The organism is Nocardia sp. NPDC001965, assembly GCF_053594175.1.
This window is the reverse complement of record NZ_JBSFDZ010000001.1, coordinates 529888-550226: the sequence shown is the minus strand read 5'-3', so window position 1 is coordinate 550226 and position 20339 is coordinate 529888. Positions and strand designations below refer to the sequence as shown.

General features: G+C 68.8%; 22 protein-coding genes. 18 read left to right on the top strand and 4 right to left on the bottom strand.

The annotated features are described in order from the left end of the window. Positions 1-120: 120 nt before the first annotated feature. From ACWCPQ_RS02510 to ACWCPQ_RS02445, 14 genes are all read left to right on the top strand, one after another. Positions 121-1917, top strand: a complete 1797-nt coding sequence (locus ACWCPQ_RS02510) for a nickel-dependent hydrogenase large subunit (protein WP_449893846.1) — start codon at positions 121-123, stop codon at positions 1915-1917. A 24-nt stretch (positions 1918-1941) separates the two neighbouring features. Continuing rightward, on the top strand, positions 1942-2862 hold the full coding sequence (locus ACWCPQ_RS02505; protein ID WP_449893844.1) for a NifU family protein: 921 nt from the start codon (positions 1942-1944) through the stop codon (positions 2860-2862). Further along, positions 2859-3494 (top strand): DUF5947 family protein, encoded by a 636-nt coding sequence (locus ACWCPQ_RS02500; RefSeq protein ID WP_449893842.1) that lies wholly within the window; start codon positions 2859-2861, stop codon positions 3492-3494. The genes ACWCPQ_RS02505 and ACWCPQ_RS02500 overlap by 4 nt, the downstream gene beginning before the upstream one ends. Then, complete coding sequence (locus ACWCPQ_RS02495) at positions 3491-4141, top strand: DUF6084 family protein (protein WP_449893839.1); 651 nt, start codon at positions 3491-3493, stop codon at positions 4139-4141. The genes ACWCPQ_RS02500 and ACWCPQ_RS02495 overlap by 4 nt, the downstream gene beginning before the upstream one ends. Then, positions 4138-5505: a hypothetical protein gene (locus ACWCPQ_RS02490; protein ID WP_449893837.1), complete on the top strand. Its 1368-nt coding sequence runs from the start codon at positions 4138-4140 to the stop codon at positions 5503-5505. Before ACWCPQ_RS02495 ends, ACWCPQ_RS02490 begins: the two co-directional genes overlap by 4 nt. Next, on the top strand, positions 5487-5606 hold the full coding sequence (locus ACWCPQ_RS02485; protein WP_449893835.1) for a DUF6893 family small protein: 120 nt from the start codon (positions 5487-5489) through the stop codon (positions 5604-5606). The genes ACWCPQ_RS02490 and ACWCPQ_RS02485 overlap by 19 nt, the downstream gene beginning before the upstream one ends. A gap of 1 nt (position 5607) precedes the next feature. Further along, complete coding sequence (locus ACWCPQ_RS02480; RefSeq protein ID WP_449893834.1) at positions 5608-6084, top strand: hydrogenase maturation protease; 477 nt, start codon at positions 5608-5610, stop codon at positions 6082-6084. 2 nt (positions 6085-6086) lie between these two features. After that, entirely contained in the window at positions 6087-6329 is a 243-nt protein-coding gene (locus tag ACWCPQ_RS02475) for a HypC/HybG/HupF family hydrogenase formation chaperone (RefSeq protein WP_449894394.1), read from the top strand. Continuing rightward, positions 6326-8593, top strand: coding sequence for a carbamoyltransferase HypF (gene hypF, locus ACWCPQ_RS02470; protein ID WP_449893832.1), 2268 nt, complete (start codon positions 6326-6328; stop codon positions 8591-8593). Before ACWCPQ_RS02475 ends, hypF begins: the two co-directional genes overlap by 4 nt. Before the next feature lie 19 nt (positions 8594-8612). Then, positions 8613-8936: a HypC/HybG/HupF family hydrogenase formation chaperone gene (locus tag ACWCPQ_RS02465; protein WP_449893831.1), complete on the top strand. Its 324-nt coding sequence runs from the start codon at positions 8613-8615 to the stop codon at positions 8934-8936. Further along, positions 8933-10045 carry a hydrogenase formation protein HypD gene (gene hypD, locus ACWCPQ_RS02460; RefSeq protein ID WP_449893830.1) on the top strand — a complete coding sequence of 371 codons (1113 nt, stop codon included), beginning with the start codon at positions 8933-8935 and terminating at the stop codon, positions 10043-10045. The genes ACWCPQ_RS02465 and hypD overlap by 4 nt, the downstream gene beginning before the upstream one ends. After that, positions 10038-11120, top strand: coding sequence for a hydrogenase expression/formation protein HypE (gene hypE / locus ACWCPQ_RS02455; protein ID WP_449893827.1), 1083 nt, complete (start codon positions 10038-10040; stop codon positions 11118-11120). Before hypD ends, hypE begins: the two co-directional genes overlap by 8 nt. 92 nt (positions 11121-11212) lie before the next feature. After that, entirely contained in the window at positions 11213-12274 is a 1062-nt protein-coding gene (locus tag ACWCPQ_RS02450; RefSeq protein ID WP_449894392.1) for a HoxN/HupN/NixA family nickel/cobalt transporter, read from the top strand. Continuing rightward, a complete protein-coding gene (locus ACWCPQ_RS02445; RefSeq protein ID WP_449893825.1) occupies positions 12271-13017 on the top strand; it encodes a DUF6390 family protein in 747 nt (248 codons plus the stop codon). The genes ACWCPQ_RS02450 and ACWCPQ_RS02445 overlap by 4 nt, the downstream gene beginning before the upstream one ends. Here ACWCPQ_RS02445 and ACWCPQ_RS02440 read toward each other — a convergent pair. Continuing rightward, positions 13014-14351, bottom strand: a complete 1338-nt coding sequence (locus ACWCPQ_RS02440) for an MFS transporter (protein ID WP_449893824.1) — start codon at positions 14349-14351, stop codon at positions 13014-13016. The genes ACWCPQ_RS02445 and ACWCPQ_RS02440 overlap by 4 nt on opposite strands. 45 nt (positions 14352-14396) lie before the next feature. Here ACWCPQ_RS02440 and ACWCPQ_RS02435 point away from each other — a divergent pair, with 45 nt between their 5' ends. Further along, positions 14397-14744: an ArsR/SmtB family transcription factor gene (locus ACWCPQ_RS02435; protein WP_449893823.1), complete on the top strand. Its 348-nt coding sequence runs from the start codon at positions 14397-14399 to the stop codon at positions 14742-14744. A gap of 44 nt (positions 14745-14788) precedes the next feature. On the opposite strand, the gene ACWCPQ_RS02430 is transcribed toward ACWCPQ_RS02435, so the two are convergent. Continuing rightward, entirely contained in the window at positions 14789-15151 is a 363-nt protein-coding gene (locus tag ACWCPQ_RS02430; protein WP_449893821.1) for an ArsR/SmtB family transcription factor, read from the bottom strand. Positions 15152-15252: 101 nt separating this feature from the next. Here ACWCPQ_RS02430 and ACWCPQ_RS02425 point away from each other — a divergent pair, with 101 nt between their 5' ends. Further along, positions 15253-17232, top strand: coding sequence for a heavy metal translocating P-type ATPase (locus tag ACWCPQ_RS02425; RefSeq protein ID WP_449894391.1), 1980 nt, complete (start codon positions 15253-15255; stop codon positions 17230-17232). A gap of 21 nt (positions 17233-17253) precedes the next feature. Next, positions 17254-17901: a TetR/AcrR family transcriptional regulator gene (locus tag ACWCPQ_RS02420; protein WP_449893818.1), complete on the top strand. Its 648-nt coding sequence runs from the start codon at positions 17254-17256 to the stop codon at positions 17899-17901. A 146-nt stretch (positions 17902-18047) separates the two neighbouring features. Here ACWCPQ_RS02420 and ACWCPQ_RS02415 read toward each other — a convergent pair whose 3' ends face one another. Beyond that, entirely contained in the window at positions 18048-19085 is a 1038-nt protein-coding gene (locus tag ACWCPQ_RS02415) for an acyl-CoA thioesterase (protein ID WP_449893816.1), read from the bottom strand. A gap of 255 nt (positions 19086-19340) precedes the next feature. Here ACWCPQ_RS02415 and ACWCPQ_RS02410 point away from each other — a divergent pair, with 255 nt between their 5' ends. Continuing rightward, complete coding sequence (locus ACWCPQ_RS02410) at positions 19341-19514, top strand: CsbD family protein (protein WP_449893815.1); 174 nt, start codon at positions 19341-19343, stop codon at positions 19512-19514. Here the strand turns inward: ACWCPQ_RS02410 and yczE are convergent. Further along, entirely contained in the window at positions 19492-20262 is a 771-nt protein-coding gene (yczE, locus tag ACWCPQ_RS02405) for a membrane protein YczE (protein WP_449893813.1), read from the bottom strand. The genes ACWCPQ_RS02410 and yczE overlap by 23 nt on opposite strands. Positions 20263-20339 lie beyond the last annotated feature (77 nt).

The following is a 20339-nucleotide window of genomic DNA, read 5'->3' as shown; positions in this document are numbered from 1 at the left end:
GCCTTCGCTCCGGCCTCCGCGGATCGCATGAACTCAGCCCGAAGGAGTTTCGATGTTGCGATACCTCCGCCTTCGCTTCGGCCTCCGCGGAACCATGAACCTGCCCTGAAGGAGCTTCTGATGACTCAGATCATTCCGGAGCCGTCGCACCGCACGATCGAACCGGACAGTCTGGTCGAGATGGCCTGGGATCCGATCACCAGGATCGTCGGCAGCCTCGGTATATACACCAAAATAGATTTCGACAACCACGAAGTGGTCGAATGCCACAGCACGTCCTCTATCTTCCGCGGCTATTCGCTGTTCATGCGTGGTAAGGATCCACGGGACGCGCATTTCATCACCAGCCGAATCTGTGGAATCTGCGGGGACAATCACGCGACCTGTTCCTGCTACTGCCAGAACATGGCCTACGGTGTGAAACCGCCGCATCTGGGCGAATGGATCGTCAACCTCGGTGAAGCGGCCGAGTACATGTTCGACCACAATATCTTCCAGGAGAATCTGGTCGGCGTGGATTTCTGCGAGAAGATGGTCGCCGAGACCAATCCCGCCGTGCTGGCGCGGGCGGAGCACGCCGAGGCTCCGCACGTCCAAGCGCACGGGTACCGCACGATCGCCGACATCATGCGCGCCCTGAACCCGTTCACCGGTGAGTTCTACCGGGAAGCCCTGCAGGTCAGCCGCTACACCAGGGAAATGTTCTGCCTGATGGAAGGCCGGCATGTGCATCCGTCCACGCTGTACCCCGGTGGCGTGGGCACGGTGGCGACGATCCAGCTGATGACCGACTACATGTCCCGGCTGATGCGCTATGTCGAGTTCATGAAGAAGGTCGTACCGATGCACGATGACCTGTTCGATTTCTTCTACGAGGCGATACCCGGCTACGAGAAGGTCGGATTGCGGCGCACCCTGCTCGGCTGCTGGGGCTCCTTCCAGGACCCGGAAGTATGCAATTTCGAATACAAGGATATGGAGGACTGGGGCCGCCGGATGTTCGTGACACCGGGAATCGTGGTGGACGGCGAACTGCTCACCACGTCGCTGGTCGATATCAACCTCGGTATCCGGATCCTGCTCGGCAGTTCGTATTACGAGGACTGGACCGATCAGGAGATGTTCGTCGAACATGACCCGCTCGGCAACCCGGTGGACCGGCGCCACCCGTGGAACCAGCACACCAATCCCAAACCGCAGAAACGCGAACTGGACGACAAGTACAGCTGGGTGATGTCACCGCGCTGGTTCGACGGCACCGACCATCTCGCCCTGGACACCGGTGGTGGCCCACTGGCCCGGCTGTGGTCGACCGCGCTCGCGGGCCTGGTCGATATCGGGTACGTGAAATCCACCGGCAACAGTGTGCAGATCAATCTGCCCAAGACCGCGCTGAAAGGACCGGTGGAGCTGGAATGGAAGATTCCCGCGCACGGAAGCAACACCATCGAGCGCAATCGGGCGCGCACCTACTTCCAGGCCTACGCGGCGGCGTGCGCGCTGCATTTCGCCGAGCAGGCACTCGCCGAGATAAGAGCCGGTAACACCAAGACCTGGGAGTCCTTCGAGGTGCCCGACGAAGGGATCGGCTGCGGGTTCACCGAGGCCGTCCGCGGTGTGCTCTCCCACCATATGGTGATCCGCGACGGCAAGATCGCCAACTATCACCCGTATCCGCCGACCCCGTGGAATGCCAACCCGCGCGACAGCTTCGGGACCCCCGGCCCCTACGAGGACGCGGTACAGGGCCAGCCGATCTTCGAGGAGAACGACCGGGAGCACTTCAAAGGGATCGACATCATGCGCACTGTGCGCAGTTTCGATCCCTGTCTGCCCTGCGGGGTGCACATGTACCTCGGCAAGGGACAGAGCCTGGATACGCTGCATTCTCCGACGCAGACACTGACCGGAGAATGACCGGGCCCGAGAGGGGAGATTCCAGTGGCGGAACCTCGAGACGGTCCGGAGCGGCCCCCACCGGATGACAACCGGTGGCGGACGGCCGGTGACCGGATCGACTCGCTGCTCGAGGCCTGCGCCGCCGGAGGACCGGTGGCGCAGGGACGGTCCGAGCAACTCGTGCGCGAGATCGTCGATCTCTACGGCGCGGGACTGTCCCGGCTCGTGGCGGCCCTCGACAGCGAAACGCTGGCACGGCTGGCCGATGACGATCTGGTGGCCAGCCTGCTGCTGGTACACGGGCTGCATCCGCACGGTATCGATACCCGCGTCCGTTCGGCGCTCGACAGCGTCCGTCCCTATCTGGGCTCCCATGGGGGCGATGTGACCCTGCTCGGCGTCGCCGGCGGCGTAGTGCGGCTGGAGCTGACCGGTAGCTGCCGCAGTTGCCCGTCGTCGTCGGTGACTCTCGAACTCGCGGTCGAGGAAGCCATCCGCACCGCGGCCCCGGAGATCGAGTCCATCGAGGTGGTCGCCGCCGCTGCCGAACCGGCCGAACCGGGTGTTTTCTCTGCGGAGTCGCTGTTCGCGCGCGTGCACACCGACGAGCCGCGATCGGGCCGGTGGGTGGTGGTGCCGGAACTGGACGATCTCGCGGCCGGGGAGATCGGCGGTTTCGAGGTTGCCGGCGTAGCGGTACTGGCAGGCCGGGTCGGCGACGAACTCTACGTCTATCGGGATCACTGTCCCGCCTGCGAAGGTTCGCTGGCCGGGGCCGTGCTGCAACGCCGGGTCGGCTATCCGGTCGGTGACGCCGTACTGCGATGCCCGCACTGCCACGCGCGTTTCGATATGGTGCACGCCGGTGACCGTCTCGACGGCGCCGGGCACCTCGAACCGCTGCCGGTACTGATGCGGTCCGGCGGGCTCTCGCTGGCCGTTCCCGTGGGGGTCGGCGGGTGAGTACGCCGTTCGGCGCGCTGCGCCGGATCGCGGCCGAGGCGGCGCCCGCCGCGGCCGCCGCACCGGGTTGCGATATGTGTGCCGAACCGATCGGTGAACCGCATCAGCATGTGGTCGATATCGGTGCGCGGCAGCTGATGTGCGTCTGCCGGGCCTGCTATCTGCTGTTCACCGACCGACAGGCCGCGCTGCGCTATCGCGCCGTACCGGACCGGTACCTCGCCTTCCCGGACCTGACGATCGAGCGCGCGGAATGGGAGGCGCTGGAGATCCCGGTGGGCCTGGCGTTCTTCTTGCGGAACTCGGCACAGGACCGGACCTTCGCGTTCTATCCCGGCCCGGCCGGCGCCACCGAGTCCGAACTCCCGCTCACCGGTTGGCGCGCCCTGCTCGAACACCATCCCGAACTCGGCGAACTCGCCGACGATGTCGAGGCGCTGCTCATCCGGATGCCCGAGCACGAGAGCTCCGGCGGTGAATGCCTGGTGCTGCCGATCGACGTCTGTTACGAGTTCGTCGGGCGGATGCGCATCCTGTGGCGCGGATTCGACGGTGGCCGGGACGCGCGCCGGTACCTCGACGAGTTCTTCGTCTCCATGCGCGCCCACGCGCGCGCCGGGGGTGGCCGATGAGTCCCGCGTATTCCACCACCTTCGCCGTCCTCGACATCCGGCCCGAACCGTATGCGGTGGTCCCGAATCTGTCCGCGCGTATCGGGATCGCCGCGCTCGCCGAGGAACCGGTGCACGCGATCGCGCTCCGTGCGCAGGTGCGGATCGAACCGCGCCGCCGGGCCTACACCGACGCCGAAGGCGACGGCCTGGTCGACCTGTTCGGGCCGCGGGAACGCTGGACCGATACCCAGCGCACCTTTCTGTGGATGCACTGCGCGACGATGGTGCCCGGTTTCAGTGGCGGCGCCGAGGTGGATCTGCCGATGCCGTGCACCTACGACTTCGAAGTCGCCGCGTCCAAATATCTGCACGCGCTGCGCGAGGGCACCGTGCCGCTGGTCTTCCTGTTCAGCGGGACCGTGTTCATCAAGGGGAGCACGGGTTTCGCGATCCAGCAGGTGCCCTGGGATCGCGAGGACAAGTACGACATGCCGGTCGCGGTCTGGTCGGACCTGATGACCGGGCATTTCCCCAACTCGGGCTGGGTCCGGCTCACCTCCGACACCCTGGAGAGCCTGTCCGCCTACAAGACGGCGCACGGCCTGCTCGGCTACGACGAGGCGGTGACCCGGCTACTGGCGGGTTCGGCGGAGGAGATCCCATGAGTTCCCCGGCGTCGACCGCACGTGCCCGGGCACGTGCGGTGGCCGATGCGGTCCTCTACGAGGGCTATCTGCTCTATCCGTACCGGGCGGGCTCGGCGAAGAATCATTCCCGCTGGCAGTTCGGAGTGCTCGGACCCGTTGGCGCGGCGGCCGCCGGGCTGGGTGAGGAATCGACGATGTCGGCGCAGTTCCTGATGCGGCCGGCCGATACTGCCGAGATCACCGTCACCTTCCGCTTCCTGCAAGCGCAGCGGCGAACGGTCGAGAACGCCGCGGGCGTCGCGGTCGACCGCTTGGATACCGGGGATCGCCGGTGGATCACCTGGGACGAGGCCGTGGAACAGGAAATCGAGCTGGGGCCGGTGCCGCCTGGCTCCCGGACGTGGCCGGTTCATATCGCCGCCGGGCGTGAGGCCGAGCCGATCATCGGTGCCGGCGGCGAGGTGGCGGGCCGGCTGATACGCACCCGCGCGGCTCTCGACGCCCAGGTATCGCTGTCCGCGGAACCCGACGGTGGCTGTCTGCGGGTGACTCTCGTGGCGCGCAATACCGGTGCGCCCGCGTCCGACGCCGCGGACGCCCTCGCCCGCTCACCGCTGGGCGCCCACATCCTGGCCGAAGCGGTCGGTACCGAGTTCGTCTCCCTGCTCGATCCGCCGCCCGATGCCGCCGCAGCGGCCGGACGCTGCACCCGGCAGCGCTGGTTCCCGGTGCTGGCCGGGCCCGCCGGTGACCGTTCCCTGCTGTTGATCGCGCCGATCATCCTCTACGACCATCCCGAGATCGCCGAGCAGAGCCCGGGGCCGCTGTTCGACTCCACCGAGATCGACGAAATCCTCACCCTGCGGGTGCTGACCATGACCGACGACGAGAAGGCGCAGGCCCGCGCCACCGACCCACAGGCCGCCCGACTCGTCGACCGGTGCGAGGAAATGACACCAGAGGAGATGGGGCAGTTGCACGGCGTCCTGCGGTCACCGCACCCCGCCGAACCCCGGCTCGTCCCGGAGGTGCCCGACGGCCTCGACTGGTGGGACCCGGTCGCCGACAGCGCCGTGCGCCCCGAATCGGACGCGGTCACGATCAACGGGGTCCGGGTCGCGCGCGGGAGCCCGGTGCGACTGCATCCCGCCCGGCGCGCGGATGCCCAGGATCTGTTCTTCGACAACGCTGCGGCCCGGGTGACCACGGTGCACGCCGATGTCGACGGCGAGGTCCACGTCGGTGTCGTACTCGACGACGATCCTGCCGCCGACCTGCACGAATGGTTCGGCCGCTACCTGTATTTCGCGCCCGACGAAATCGAGCCCCTCCACAGTGAGGACAACGGAAAGGAAGGCCCGCAATGGCAACCGTGGGAATGATCGCGACCGGTGTCGCCGCGGTGGCGGCGGCGATCGGTGTGTACATCGGTGTCCGGTCGATACCGGATATGCGCCGGTACCTCAAGATCCGCCATATGTGAGATGACGGATCGGGTGCTGGTCGCCGGAATCGGCAATTTCTTCCTCGGCGACGACGGGTTCGGCTCCGAGGTGGTGCGCCGGCTGCGCTGTGCGGACGAACCGCGAGTACGGGTGGTGGACTACGGCATCCGCGGGATGCACCTGGCCTACGACCTGCTCGACGACTGGGCCGCGCTCGTCCTGGTCGACGCGGTGCCCGATCGCGGCACACCCGGACGGGTGGAAGTGTTGCGGGCCGAGACCGGCGACACCGCCGCCGGAGGACTCGACGCGCATGCGATGAATCCGGCCGCCGTTTTCGCCGGTGTCCGGGCACTGGGCGGCACGGTACCGCCCACCGTGATCGTCGGCTGCCAAGTCGAGTCGGTGGACGAGCGGATCGGCCTGTCGGTACCGGTCGCGAACGCGGTGGACGCGGCCGCGCAGGCAGTCCAGCGGGTGGTCGCCGACCTGCTGCGATCACGTCAGGAGGTGTGACCGTGTGCCTCGGGATTCCCGGCCGGGTCGTCGCGATACCGGACGGATACCACCGGCAGATCGCGCTGGTGGACGTATCCGGTGAGCAGCGCCGGGTGAACATCGGCCTGCTCGAGGACGATCCGGCCCGCCCCGGTGACTGGGTGATCATCCATATGGGTTTCGTGGTCGAGAAGACCGACGAGGCGGGCGCGGCCGCGGCGATGGCCGGATTGCGCATGCTCGGAAGCGGTGAGCAGCCGTGAGCGCGGGGCGGGCACGCCGGCGGTTCGTGGTGCGTGGTGTGGTGCAGGGCGTGGGCTTCCGGCCGTTCGTCTACACCACCGCCGCGGAGCTGTCGCTCAGTGGCCGGGTGTCCAACGACAGCAGTGGCGTGCTCATCGAGATCGAGGGGCGCCCGGACGATCTCGCGGAATTCGAGGGACGGCTGCGGAACTCGCCGCCGCCGCTGGCGGTGATCGAATCGGTCGAGCGGACCGAGATCGCGCTACGCGGCGGTACCGGATTCCATATCGCGGATACGACGGTCGGCACCGGCCGCACTCTCGCCTCACCGGATATCGCGCTCTGCCCGGCGTGCGCCGCCGAACTGCGCGACCCTGCCGACCGCCGCTATCGTCACCCCTTCGTCAACTGCACGAACTGCGGGCCGCGGTTCACCATCATCGCGGCACTGCCCTACGACCGGGCGAATACCTCGATGGCCGATTTCCCCATGTGCGATCGGTGCGCCCGCGAATACCACGATCCCGCTGACCGCCGCTTCCACGCCCAGCCCATTGCCTGCCCCGACTGCGGTCCACGCCTGTTCTACACCGGAGCGGACGGCGACGAGCCGCTGGCCGCGGCCCGGGAACTGCTGCGATCGGGCGGAATCCTGGCGGTGAAGGGGATCGGCGGCTACCACCTGGCCTGCGATGCGAGCAACGAGACCGCGGTGGCCGAGTTGCGGCGCCGGAAACGCCGTGGCGGTAAACCTTTCGCGGTCATGGTGCCCGATCTCGCGACCGCCCGCCGGATCGCCGGCGTCGACGACGCGGCCGCCGCGCTGCTGACCGGGCCGCAGCGCCCGATCGTCCTGCTGCCGCGCGGTGCGCGGCGGGTCGCCGCCTCGGTCGCTCCGGACAACCCGGATCTGGGGGTGCTCGTGGCCTACACCCCCCTGCATACGCTGCTGTTCGGTCTACCCGGTGACCCGGCCGGACCCGATGTCCTGGTGATGACCTCGGGCAACCGCAGCAGCGAACCGATCTGCTACGACGATCTGGACGCCGGCGAACGCCTGGCCGGTCTCGCCGACGGATGGTTGTGGCACAACCGCCGGATCCTGGTGCCCTGCGACGATTCGGTGGTGCGCCTGGTCGACGGTGCCGAATCCCCGGTGCGCCGCTCGCGCGGTTACGCGCCGCTACCGCTCGCCCTGCCGGTACCGGTCGCCCCGACGCTCGCCGTGGGAGCCGATCTGAAGAATGTCTGCGCGGTGGCCGACGGCCGATACGCCTGGCTGAGCCAGCACATCGGCGATATGGACGATCTGGCGACGTTGCGCGCGTTCGACGCCACCGAACGTCATCTCCGGGAACTCACCGGTGTACATCCCGTCCAGCTCGCCGCCGATACGCATCCGGGCTACCGCTCCACGGAGTGGGCTCATCGCAATGCGAACGATCGCCCGGTGCGCACCGTACAGCACCATCATGCGCATATCGCCGCCGTGATGGGGGAGCACGGGCTCGGCCCGGCCGAGACCGTGCTGGGAATCGCGTTCGACGGCACCGGGTTCGGTCCCGACGGTGCCGTCTGGGGCGGGGAGATCCTGGCCGCCGGATACAAGGGTTACCGGCGGCTGGCGCATCTGAAGTATGTGCCGCTCGCCGGCGGCGACACGAGTGTGCGCCGGCCGTACCGGATGGCGCTGGCGCAGCTGTGGGCGGCGGGGATCGAATGGTCACCCGCCATCCCCGCGGTCCGGGCCTGTCCGGTTGCCGAACGCGCGGTGCTCGTCCACCAGTTCGAGACGGGACTCGGCTGCGTGCCGACCTCGAGTATGGGGCGGTTGTTCGACGCGGTGGCGTCGCTGGCCGGAATCCGGCACATCGTGGAGTACGAGGCACAGGCGGCCATCGAACTCGAAGGTGTATCCCGGTCCGGCGAGACCGGTGGCGGCGAGTACCGGTTCGCGGTCGATACCGGTGACCCGGCGTCGATCGATCCCGCCCCGGTGATCGCGGCGGTGGTGGCCGATACCGCGAGCGGACGACCCGCGGCAGTGATCGGCGCCCGCTTCCACGCCGCCGTCGCCCGGTTGGTGCTGGATGCGGCGCTGCAGTGTGCGGGTCCGGGCACGACCGTCGCCCTCTCGGGCGGCGTGTTCCAGAACGCGCTGCTGCTGTCGGCCACCCGCCGGCTGCTGCGGGAGAACGGGTTCACGGTGCTCACCCACCACCGGATCCCCCCCAACGACGGCGGACTGGCGTTCGGACAGGTGCTCGCGGTGGCCGCGGGCTGAGTGGAGAAGGAGGACGATCATGTGCCTGGCAGTTCCCGGAAAGGTGCTCAGCCTCGAGGAGCGCGACGGCACCCTGATGTCGGTCGTCGATTTCGGCGGCGTGCACAAAGACGTATGCCTGCAGTACATCCCGGATGCCGCGATCGGTGACTACGTCGTCGTGCACGTCGGATTCGCCATCCAGCGGCTGGACGAGGAATCGGCGCTGGCGACCCTGGCCGAATTCGAACACCTCGGGGTGCTGAACGAGGAGTTCGGCGACGGTTTCGCCGTCGCGGCGGCGCAGGCGGGAGTGGACAACCCGGAGCGGCCGCGGCAGCGCGACCCCGAGGAGGAGACGTGAAATACCTGGACGAATTCAGTGACCCGCAATTGGCGAAGAAACTTCTCGACCGGATCCGCGCCACCACCGACCGCCGGTGGGCGATCATGGAAGTATGTGGCGGGCAGACGCATTCGATCATCCGGCACGGGATCGATCAGCTGCTACCGGATCAGATCGAGATGATCCACGGTCCGGGCTGCCCGGTCTGCGTCACCCCGCTGGAGGTCATCGACAAGGCGCTCGAGATCGCCGCGCGGCCCGGGGTCATCTTCTGCTCGTTCGGCGATATGTTGCGCGTTCCGGGCAGCGAGAAGGATCTGTTCCACGTGAAGAGCGAAGGCGGCGACGTCCGGGTGGTGTACTCGCCGCTGGACGCCCTGGAACTGGCCAAGGCCAATCCGGACCGGCAGGTCGTGTTCTTCGGGATCGGGTTCGAGACCACCGCCCCGGCCAACGCGATGACCGTATACCAGGCCCAGCGGCTCGGTATCGAGAACTTCTCGCTGCTGGTATCGCATGTGCTGGTTCCGCCGGCGATCGCCGCCATCATGGAGTCGCCGCAGTGCCGGGTCCAGGCTTTCCTGCTCGCCGGGCATGTGTGCACGGTGATGGGCACCCAGGAGTATCCGCCGCTGGCCGAGCGCTACCGGGTGCCCATGGTGGTCACCGGTTTCGAGCCGCTGGACATCCTCGAAGGTATCCGCCGCACGGTGGCACAGCTCGAGGCCGGTCGGCACGAGATGGAGAACGCCTATCCGCGCGCGGTCTCCGACGCCGGAAATCCTGCCGCCAAGGCCATGCTGGACGATGTCTTCGAGGTCACCGACCGGGCCTGGCGCGGTATCGGAATGATTCCGGGCAGTGGTTGGCGGCTCGCCGAGCGTTACCGCGAATACGACGCCGAATACCGGTTCTCCGTCGGCGAGCTGCATGCGGCGGAGTCGGCGGTCTGCCGGTCCGGCGAGGTATTGCAGGGGCTGATCAAACCGAACGAATGCGCCGCGTTCGGCACCCAGTGCACGCCACGCAATCCGCTGGGCGCCACCATGGTGTCCTCGGAGGGCGCGTGCGCCGCCTACTACCTGTACCGCCGGCTGGACCTGCCCGCGGAGGTGGCCCATGCGTGAGGATCTGAGTATCCCCGCGGCGCCGGCTGTCGACGTGGACGGCTGGGTCTGCCCCATGCCGTTACGTGACGCGCCGAATATCGTGATGGGTCACGGTGGCGGTGGTGCCATGTCGGGCGAACTGATCGAGCATCTGTTCCTGCCCGCCTTCGGCGCGGCCGCCGACGCCGGAATGGGGGATTCGGCGGTGCTCGCGATCGGCGACACCCGGCTGGCCTTCTCCACCGACTCCTTCGTGGTGAAACCGCTGGTGTTCCCCGGTGGTTCGATCGGCGAGCTGGCGGTGAACGGTACGGTGAACGATCTGGCGATGGCCGGTGCGCGACCGCTGGTGTTGTCCACCGCGTTCATCCTCGAGGAGGGTACCGCGCTGTCCGAGATCGCCCGGGTGGCCGAGGCGCTCGGCACCGCCGCGGCGGCGGCCGGTGTTTCGCTGGTGACCGGTGACACCAAGGTCGTCGACGCGGGGCACGGCGACGGGATCTTCATCAACACCGCCGGTATCGGTGTTCTCGCCGACGGGGTCGATATCCGGCCCGAGCGGGCGGCACCCGGCGATATCGTCATCGTGAGCGGGGATATCGGCGTGCACGGCATCGCGGTCATGAGCTGCCGGGAGGGACTGGAATTCGGCACCACGGTGCTCAGCGATACCGCGCCGCTGGCCGGACTGGTGTCGGCGATGCTGGACACCGGTGCCGATCTGCACGTGCTGCGCGATCCCACCCGCGGCGGGGTGGCCGCGACGCTGAACGAGATCGCCCGTGCCGCCGGGATCGGCGTATCGCTGGACGAGACGGCGCTACCGGTCCCGGCGGCGGTACGTGACGCCTGCGGACTGCTCGGCCTGGATCCGCTGTACGTGGCGAACGAGGGCAAACTGGTCGCCTTCGTCCCGGCCGCGGACGCGGAGCGGGTCCTGGCCGCCATGCGCGCGCATCCGCTGGGCGCACGTGCGGCGGTGATCGGCAGTTGTGTCGAGGAGCATCCGGGAATGGTGGTGGCGCGCACCGCGCTCGGCGGCACCCGCGTGGTGGACCTGCCGGCCGGTGAGCAGTTGCCACGGATCTGTTGACGCGACGGGCCGATCGGATCCGCCGCCCGGAAGAAACGAGGTATCCGGTGGTGCGGATATCGGTGGCGGCCCTACGGCGGGGCTGGTCGGAGCTGGACCCGGCACAGCGGCGCAGTGTCACCGGGATGGGGTGCACGATCGCCGTCTTGCACGTGATCGGGTTCGCGACGCTGTTCCTGCTCGTGATGCCGGGCGGTTATCTCGTGGACGGCGCGGTATTCGGTGCCGGACTCGGGATCACGGCCTACACGCTGGGCATGCGGCACGCGTTCGACGCCGACCATATCGCCGCCATCGACAATACGACCCGCAAACTGGTCGCCGAGGCGAAGAAGCCGCTCTCGGTCGGGTTCTGGTTCTCCCTGGGGCACTCCACCATCGTGTTCGTCCTGGTCGCGCTGCTCGCGGCCGGTGTGAAGGCGCTCGCGGTCAATCTGCAGGACGACAATTCGCGGTTGCAGCAGTGGACGGGTGTCTTCGGCACCGGCGTCTCGGGCACCTTCCTCATCCTGATCGGCCTGCTGAATCTGGTATCGCTGATCGGGATCTGGCGGGTCTTCCGCGGGATGCGCGGCGGCCGATACGACGAAGCCGAACTCGAACGCCGGCTGGACGACCGCGGGGCACTGAACCGGATCTTCGGGCCACTGATGCGCGCGGTGCGTGAACCGTGGCAGATGTATCCGGTGGGCCTGCTGTTCGGGCTGGGTTTCGACACCGTCACCGAAGTGGGGCTGCTGGTCATCGCCGGTGGCGCCGCGGCCACCGATCTGCCCTGGTACGCGATTCTCGTCCTGCCCGTGTTGTTCTCGGCGGGCATGTCGCTGTTCGACGCGCTGGACGGGACCTTCATGAACTACGCCTACGGCTGGGCGTTCGCGGGCCCGGTGCGCAAGATCTACTACAACTTCGTGGTCACCGGACTGTCGGTCGCGGTAGCCCTGTTGATCGGGGCGCAGGAGATCATCTCGATCATGGCCGAGAAACTGGACCTCACCAGCGGTCCGCTCGCGTGGATCGGTTCGCTCGATCTCGGCGCGATGGGTTTCATCATCGTCGGCCTGTTCGTACTGACCTGGGCGGGCGCTGTCGCGGTCTGGCGTTTCGGAGATGTCGAACAACGGTGGCGGCGCGGACTGCTGGTGGATCCGTGAGTGCACACGCGGTCGCCACCCGGGGAGCCGAGATGTTCGCCCGGTTCGCCTACGCGCCCAACCGGCTCGGTTACTGCGGACCGGCCGGGACCTCGGCCCTGCGCACGGGCTCCGACGAGATGGTCCGGGCGGCGGCCCGCAGCTTCACGGGAGCCTGGCCCTATCTCCGGGTGATGTCGCGAATGACCGGTATCGCCGATCCGCTCGATCATCGGCTCGTCGGTTCGTACTGGCTGGGTGGCGGTATCGGCGCGGACCTGGATCCGGCCGCGTTCGTCACCGAGCTGCTGGCCGTCATCGGCCCGGCGGCCGGGAACTATTGGCAGTACCTGGACGACGCCGCGCTGGCCCTGGAGGCGGCCGCCAATCACTGCTTCCATGTATTCGGTATCTATCCGTGGACCCGGCTGCTCGGTCGTGGTGGGGACCAGCCGCTCCGGGTGCTCGATTCCTGCCGGATCAGCTGGGGCACGGTGGCGGCCCGGCGCGGCGACGACCTGACGGTGCTGCGTCGCCGGTTGCGCTTCGACGGGAACCGATTGTTCCTGGGCACGGCGGAGCCGGTCCCGGTCCCGGTCCGGGACGACGACGGATTCTGCGCTGTCCCCGATGCGGCTCCGGGGCAGCTGGTCGCGCTGCACTGGGACAGCCTGTGTGGGCGGTTGACTCTCGCCGAGACGCGGACGCTGGCGGCGACGACCGCCCGGCAGCTGCGGGTCACCAACCGGAGGCTCGCCGGTTAACCGACCGTTGTGGGCCAGCGGCGGTGGTTGTCGTCGATCACGAAGGCGTGGGTGTGCCGGTAGGTATGCGCTCCCACCGGGACCGCGTCGTGCAGATGATCCGGATCGGCCCGTTCGTCGTGTACATGGCCGAGTGCCGCGGGGTCGTGCCGCGGCCAGTACCGGACCGCGGCGATCAGCCCGGTGCCGGCCAGGACGGCGAGCACGATCCAGGTCGTGGCGAAACCCACCGAGGTGGCGAGTCCGCCCGCGATCGGGTACGTGAGCAGCCAGCACAGATGCGATAGCGAGAACTGAGCCGCGAACAGGGCCGGCCGGTCCTGCGGCCGTGCGGAGCGGCGCAGTATCCGGCCCACCGGGGTGATCGCCAGCCCGGTGCCCGCGCCGATGAGCGCCCAGACCGCGAGAGCGGCCGCCCGGCCGCCGATATCGCCGGATGCCAGGAAGATCGCGGCCGCCGTGCCCAGGACGAGTGCCGCCGCGCCCGCCAGCACGACCGAGCGGTCGCGGACCCGGTCCAGCACCGCGGGCAGCACCAGCGCGGCGCCCATCGTGCCGAACCCGTTGGCCGCCAGCAGTACCGCCACATCGGACGGTGAACCGCCCTGGACATCGCGCACATAGTTGACGGTGTTCACCATCACCACGGATCCGGCCGCGGCCACCACCAGGTCCACACCGAGCAAGCCCCGAAGCCGCGGGGTGGCGGCGAAGATCCGCATCCCGGCGGCGGTGCGGTCCCATATCCCCGTGGCCGCGCGTGGTGCGGCATCGGGGATCGCGGTTCCGGCCACCAGTGCCGCGGAGGCGAGGAAACCCAGGGCGGTCCCGGCGAACAGGCGGTGGAAGTCCAGCACCGTGAGCAACAGCGCCGCCACCAGCGGGCTGAGCAGGGTCTCCATGGTGGCGGCGAGTTGCGACGCGGACAGCGCCCGGGTGTAGTCGCGTTCGTCGGGCAGGATATCCGGCAGCGCGGCCTGGAAAGCCGGGGTGAACACGGCCGACGCCGTCTGCAGCGCGGCGACCGACAGGTATACCTGCCACACCTCGGTCACGAACGGCAGGCTCAGCGCGACGGCCACGCGCACCAGGTCCAATGCGACCAGTAGCGCCCGGCGCGGTAACCGGTCGGCGTGGGCCGCCGCGATCGGGGCCACCGAGACGTACACGACCATCTTGACGGCGAGTGCGGTGCCGAGAACCAGACCGGCGTCACTTCCCGCGAGCTGATAGGCGAGCAGCCCCAGTGCCACGGTCGCGAGCCCGGTTCCGCACAATGCCGAGACCTGCGCCGTGAACAGACGCCGGTAGGCGCGATGGCCGAACAGTGACACGCGCGACTCCTCGATCCGCGACGAGCACCGGCAGAATATGTGCTCGTGTACGCACATGATAGTAGTAGTCATTGGTCCGAGCTGCCGCCCCCGGAACTGGTCGAGACGGCGTCGACGGCCATGCGGATGCTGGCCGACCCCACCCGGCTACGGCTGTTGTGGCTGCTCAGCGGCGCGGAGCTGGATGTCGGCTCGCTGGCCGAACAGGTATCGCTGGCCCGGCCGGCGGTATCGCAGCATCTGGCCAAACTCGAACTGGCCGGGCTGGTGCTCCGGCGGCGGGACGGTCGGCGCATGCTGTACCGCACCCGTGGCGGGCACGTGCGCCGGCTGTTGGTCGAAGCCTTGAACGCCGCCGAGCATCATGTGCGCGGAATACCGGATCACGACTGAGGATTCGCGACTTCCCGGGCGGAGTGCGCGGTGCGGCGATCCGCTCAGCCGGCGGCTTCCGGGCGGTCGGCGAGGCCCAGGCGCAGATGTTCGCTGTGGTAGATCGCCTCGTCGAGCAGCTGGGCCACATGGTTGTCGTAGAGGCTGTAGACGATGCTGCGCCCGGCCCGGGCGCCGGTGACCAGGCCGAGGTTCCGGAGCAATCGCAGCTGATGAGAGACTGCCGACTGTTCCATCCCGACCGCGGCCGCCAGCTCGGTCACCGGTAGCGGTCCCTGGCGCAGTTCGCTCAGGATCAACAGCCGGCTCGGCGTGGCCAGCGCCTGCAGTGTGGTCGCCACCCGGCCTGCCGCGTCGGCGTCCAGCCGTGCGGTCGGCCGGTCCCGGCCTTCGACCCCGTGTCCCATAAGTGAGGAGCATATCAACCAGCATAAATGAAGACATCTTCATGTGTTCTGCTAACGTCGGCGGCACTGTTCCGCTATGGAGGTGATCCGTGGTCGTTCCGATGTACACGCCTACCGCCCGGGCGGCCGGAACCGCGCCGGCGGCCCGGGCGCGCCGCACCGGGCTCTTCGCGCTGTCCGAAACACGATGGGCGGCAACATCGGTCGCACTGTTCGCGGCGGGTGTCGCGATGCAGCTGCTGGATGCCCCGGTCTGGTTGTGGTGGTCGCTGTACCTGGCCTGCTGTGCGGCCGGCGGTTGGGAACCGGCCGTGGCCGGGCTCCGCGCGTTACGTTCCGGGACCCTGGACGTGGACCTGCTCATGGTCGCCGCCGCCCTGGGCGCCGCGGCCATAGGCCAGGTCGGGGACGGTGCGCTGCTGATCGTCATCTTCGCGACCTCGGGCGCGCTGGAGGCGTTCGGGACCGCGCGCACCGAGGATTCGGTGCGCGGACTGCTGGACCTGGCGCCGGACACCGCGACCCGGGTCGACGCGGCCGACGCGGAGGAGTCGGTCGCGGTCGCGGATCTGGAGATCGGCGATACGGTTCTGGTCCGGCCCGGGGAACGGATCGCCGCCGATGCCACGGTCGTATCCGGTAGTAGCGAAGTCGACCAGGCCACCATTACCGGCGAACCGCTATCGGTGGACAGATCCGCCGGTGACGAGGTGTTCGCGGGCACACTCAACGGCACCGGCTCGCTGCTGATCCGGGTCGACCGCCGGGCCGCGGATTCGGTGGTCGCCCGGATCGCCTCGCTGGTGGAAGAGGCGAGCCGCACCAAGGCCCGCACCCAGCTGTTCATCGAGAAGATCGAACAGCGCTATTCGCTGGCGATGGTGGTCGCCACCCCGGTGATATTCGCGGTGCCGCTGTTGTTCGGCGACACCCTGGTGCGGGCACTGCTGCGCGCGATGACGTTCATGATCGTCGCCTCCCCGTGCGCGGTGGTGCTGGCCACCATGCCCCCGCTCCTGGCCGCTGTCGCCACCGCCGGGCGGCACGGTGTCCTGGTGAAATCGGCGGTCGTGCTGGAGCGGCTCGGCACCACCGAGCTGCTGGCGTTCGACAAGACCGGCACGCTGACCGCGGGCACACCCGAGGTCGCCGAGATATGGTGCGCCACCGAGTCGTTCGGTGCCGCCGAGGTGCTCCGGCTCGCGGCGGCAGTGGAACGACGCAGCGAACACCCGCTCGCCGGGGCCGTTGTCCGGGCCGCTCGTGCGCGGGGGCTCGAGGTGCCGCCGGTGCACGAATTCCGTGCCCATCCGGGCCGTGGTGTGCGCGCCCGGGTCGACGGCCGCCTGGTCGAGGTCGGGTCGCCGCGGCCGCCGTCGGAAAGGGAGCCCATCGCCGCCACCGCGGCGGTCACCGCCGCGGTGGCGGCGATGCAGGCCCGGGGCCATACGGCGGTCGTGGTGACCTGCGACGGCACCCCGCTCGGGGTCCTCGCCCTTGCCGACGAGGTGCGTCCGGAGGCCGCGGCCGCGGTCGATGCGCTGCGGCGGCTCACCGGGACCGCCCCGGTGCTGCTGACCGGTGACAACCGGGCCGCCGCCGATCGGGTGGCCGCCGGGCTGGGCATCGTCGATATCCGTGCCGGGCTGTTGCCGGCCGACAAGGTCGCCGCTGTCCGCGGCTTACGCGCCGGCGGTGCCGGGGTGGCGGTCGTGGGCGACGGTCTCAACGACGCACCCGCGCTCGCCGCCGCGGACGTCGGTATCGCCATGGGTGGGGCCGGATCGGACCTCACGCTCCGGGCAGCCGACGCGGTGGTGGTGCGTGATGACCTCACCGCTCTTCCCGCCGTGATCGCGCTGGCCCGGCGGGCCCGCCGGATCGTGGTCGCGAATCTGGTGATCGCGGGATCCTTCATCGTGGTGCTGGTGGTGTGGGATCTTGTCGGCGAGCTGCCGCTACCGCTCGGAGTGGCGGGCCACGAGGGTTCCACGATCATCGTCGGGCTCAACGGTCTGCGCCTGCTGCGCAGTGCCGCGTGGCGCCGGGCCGCCACGCACCGGAGTGCGTCCCGTATGTAACCGAATTTGTATATTGGTTACATGGCGGAGAGTGGTGACAGCGTCGACGAAGCGATCATGGACGCCGCATTGGAGCGGATCCTGCAGGTCGGGATCAGGCGGGCGAGTCTGGAGGATATCGCGCGGCGGGCCGGGATCAACCGGATCACCATCCACCGGCGCTTCGCCGGGAAGGACAACCTGGTCGAAGCGGTACTTCAGCGGGAGACGCAGCGAATGCTGACCGAGGTCACCGCGATCGCCGCCGGCGCCACGGACGTCGACACCCGGATCGAGGAGACGATGCTGCACGTTCTGCTGCAGACCCGGATCCACCGCCTCGTCACGCAACTGCTCCGGGTCGCGCCGGAGGAGGCGCTCGGCTTCTACACCGTGCAGGGTGAGCGATTGGTGGCGATCGGGATCGACTACATCGTCGGTATGCTCGGCCAGGCGCAATCCGCCGGACTGATCGACCACTACGACCCCCGGCCGGTCGCCGAACTCGTTGCCCGGCTGGCGCATTCGCTCATGCTCACACCGGGCGTCGGCGGTGTCGACTTCACCGATCCGGACGAAGCGCGCGGCTTCGTCCGGACCACGATCGTGCCCCTCCTGAAATACGGTGTCGCCCCGCCCGTGCCGGGCTCCGCCGGCCGACCGGCGCCGGAATCGGAAGGCGCCGCCTAGACCCGTGCCGCACCACCGGGGGACGCGCGAAGCGCCGATCCGGCACCACCCGGGCGGATCGACCGGAGTCGGCGATACGCGCGTGACCGGCGGAGCCCGCACAGCCGGTGTCGCGGCTCCGCCCGGCCGGCAATGCCTGCTCCGGTTCAGCCGGGAACCGCTGTGCGGAAGTGGCTGGGCTCTGCGTCGGCGGGGAGATCGGCGGCGGTGGCGAACGGCTCGACCGCCGCTCGCAGATCGATCAGATGCCGCGCGTGTGCCGCCAGGGAGCGGTCCTCGTCGGAAACCGGTGTCCACTGCTCGATCGGCCGGGCTTTGCCGTTGGCGTCGATCGCCACCACGACCGCCAGGCCGTGCGCGGCGAGCGCGGGTTCGTCGGAGTGCGGGTCGGTCGAGGTCACGTGCACGCTGATGTGCATACTGCGCGGCCCGGTGTGGATGAGCCGCGCGGTGACCTCCACGATATGGCCGATGACGATCGGCCGGTAGAAGCGGATCCCGCCGAAATACGAGGTGATCACATGCTGCCCGGCCCAATCGGCGCCGCAGACGTAGGCGGCCTCGTCGATCCATCCCATCGTGCGGCCGCCGTGCACCTTGCCGCCCCAGTTGATATCCGACGGTGCCGCGAGGAAGCGCAGCGTCGCGCTCGGTGCGGTCCCACCCGCCGTATACCGCTGCGCCGCCATGGCCTCCTCGATCCGCTTACGGACCGAGACGCGGGCCCGGGCTTGCCGGTGGCGGCTCAGTTCGAGGATCGTGGACGGTTCCCACTGGGGTACCGCGACGGTCCGGCGTTCGTCGTCGACGGCGACGAAGATGGTCAGGCACTGGGCCGTCTGGACCGGTTTCTGCCGCGTCGGGTCGGTCGAATAGACGCTGACCAGGATATGCATACTCGTTCGCCCGGTATGGACGAGATTCGCGTGCAGTTCGACCAGTTCGCCCACCGCGATCGGCCGGTCGAGGTGGATATTGCCCACGTAGGCGGTGACGCAGTAGCGCCCACTCCACTGGGCTGCCGCGGCATAGGCGACCTTGTCGATCCATTCGAGGAGTTTCCCGCCGTCCACTGCTGCGGCGATCCCCGCGTCGGCGGGTTTGACGAGGAAACGATGGATCGCCTCGGGCCGCCTGCCGGATGCGGCCGGGGTCGGGAGGGGGTCGATGGTTGTGGCGTTCACGGCCTGCCGATCTGCTCAGGTGGACGGATGTACGGTTCCCGACTCCGTTGTCATCGGAGGAGGATAGGCACGCGCGACGCTACGGGCGAGTAGTACGCCACCACCGCTGGAGAACACGCCGGAAGTGCGCGGACCGGCGGCCGGTGGGTGGGCTGTCCGGACCGGTTCCCGACCAGCTGTTTGGGACCGCGCTCGCTGGTTAACCGCCCCACGACGGCCGGACAGCGGCCGGGCAGCCGACGAAAGGGACAGGCGATGAGTGCGACGGACAAGTTCAACAACAAGGCCGAAGATCTCGCCGGTCAGGCCAAGGAAAAGCTCGGACAGGCCACCGGCGACAAGGAGAAAGAGAACGAGGGCAAGGCCGACCAGGTCAAGTCCAACTTGAAGGATGCGGGGGAGAAGGTCAAGGACGCCTTCGGCGACTGAGCCCGATATTCGGCGAGTGGGCGCTGCCGACTCCCGGTATCGCCCACTCGATGCCCGGTGTCTCGGGCCCCGGTTCTCCGAGCACGCCTTGTGCCGGCCCGTCGCTCCGTGCGGCCGGGCCGGTCTCGGCGGTGGGCCGCCCTGTCTCCGGTGTCCGGGGGTCGTCGAAGCCGGGAAGCCGCCCGGCGACCAGGGGAACCATGAGCTGGATGAGCGGTCCGACGGCGACCGCGTAGACCACGGTGCCGACGCCGACACTGCCGCCCAAGAGCCAGCCGGTGATCAGGACCGATACTTCGAGGGTGGTCCGCACCAGCCGGATGGACCGCCCGGTCCGCCGGACCAGACCGGTCATCAGGCCGTCGCGGGGGCCCGGGCCGAGTCCCGCGCCGATGTACAGCACGCTGGCGAGTGCGTTCAGGACGACCGCGAGCGTCATCGCGACCAGCCGCACCGGAAGCGACTCCCACTCCGGGAGCAGGAGCAGCCCCACATCGACGGATACCCCGACGAGCACCACATTGCTCACCGTGCCCACTCCGGGCCACTGACGCAACGGAATCCAGGCCAGTAGCACCACCAGGCCCGTCAACGCGGTCACCGTGCCGAAGCTCATCGGCAGGTGCCGGGTGACCCCCTGGTGGAAAACGTCCCAGGGGTCCAGACCCACTGCGGCACGGATCATCACGGCCATCGAGAAGCCGTACAGCCAGAGGCCGGCGAACAGTGCGGTGAGACGTCGGATCATACGACGAGCATCCCGGACACTGGACCTCCGGTACAGAGCCACTGGCAGGTCACTGGACTGGCTCCGGAGGCCACAAA

What these genes read in the sequence shown, in the direction of transcription:
- ACWCPQ_RS02510 (WP_449893846.1), top strand. Translation starts at nt 121, where the DNA reads ATGACTCAGATCATTCCGGAGCCGTCGCACCGCACGATCGAACCGGAC.
- ACWCPQ_RS02495 (WP_449893839.1), top strand. Translation starts at nt 3,491, where the DNA reads ATGAGTCCCGCGTATTCCACCACCTTCGCCGTCCTCGACATCCGGCCC.
- ACWCPQ_RS02490 (WP_449893837.1), top strand. Translation starts at nt 4,138, where the DNA reads ATGAGTTCCCCGGCGTCGACCGCACGTGCCCGGGCACGTGCGGTGGCC.
- ACWCPQ_RS02485 (WP_449893835.1), top strand. Translation starts at nt 5,487, where the DNA reads ATGGCAACCGTGGGAATGATCGCGACCGGTGTCGCCGCGGTGGCGGCG.
- ACWCPQ_RS02480 (WP_449893834.1), top strand. Translation starts at nt 5,608, where the DNA reads ATGACGGATCGGGTGCTGGTCGCCGGAATCGGCAATTTCTTCCTCGGC.
- ACWCPQ_RS02465 (WP_449893831.1), top strand. Translation starts at nt 8,613, where the DNA reads ATGTGCCTGGCAGTTCCCGGAAAGGTGCTCAGCCTCGAGGAGCGCGAC.
- hypE (WP_449893827.1), top strand. Translation starts at nt 10,038, where the DNA reads ATGCGTGAGGATCTGAGTATCCCCGCGGCGCCGGCTGTCGACGTGGAC.
- ACWCPQ_RS02430 (WP_449893821.1), bottom strand. Translation starts at nt 15,151, where the DNA reads ATGGGACACGGGGTCGAAGGCCGGGACCGGCCGACCGCACGGCTGGAC.
- ACWCPQ_RS02425 (WP_449894391.1), top strand. Translation starts at nt 15,253, where the DNA reads ATGTACACGCCTACCGCCCGGGCGGCCGGAACCGCGCCGGCGGCCCGG.
- ACWCPQ_RS02420 (WP_449893818.1), top strand. Translation starts at nt 17,254, where the DNA reads ATGGCGGAGAGTGGTGACAGCGTCGACGAAGCGATCATGGACGCCGCA.
- ACWCPQ_RS02410 (WP_449893815.1), top strand. Translation starts at nt 19,341, where the DNA reads ATGAGTGCGACGGACAAGTTCAACAACAAGGCCGAAGATCTCGCCGGT.
- yczE (WP_449893813.1), bottom strand. Translation starts at nt 20,262, where the DNA reads ATGATCCGACGTCTCACCGCACTGTTCGCCGGCCTCTGGCTGTACGGC.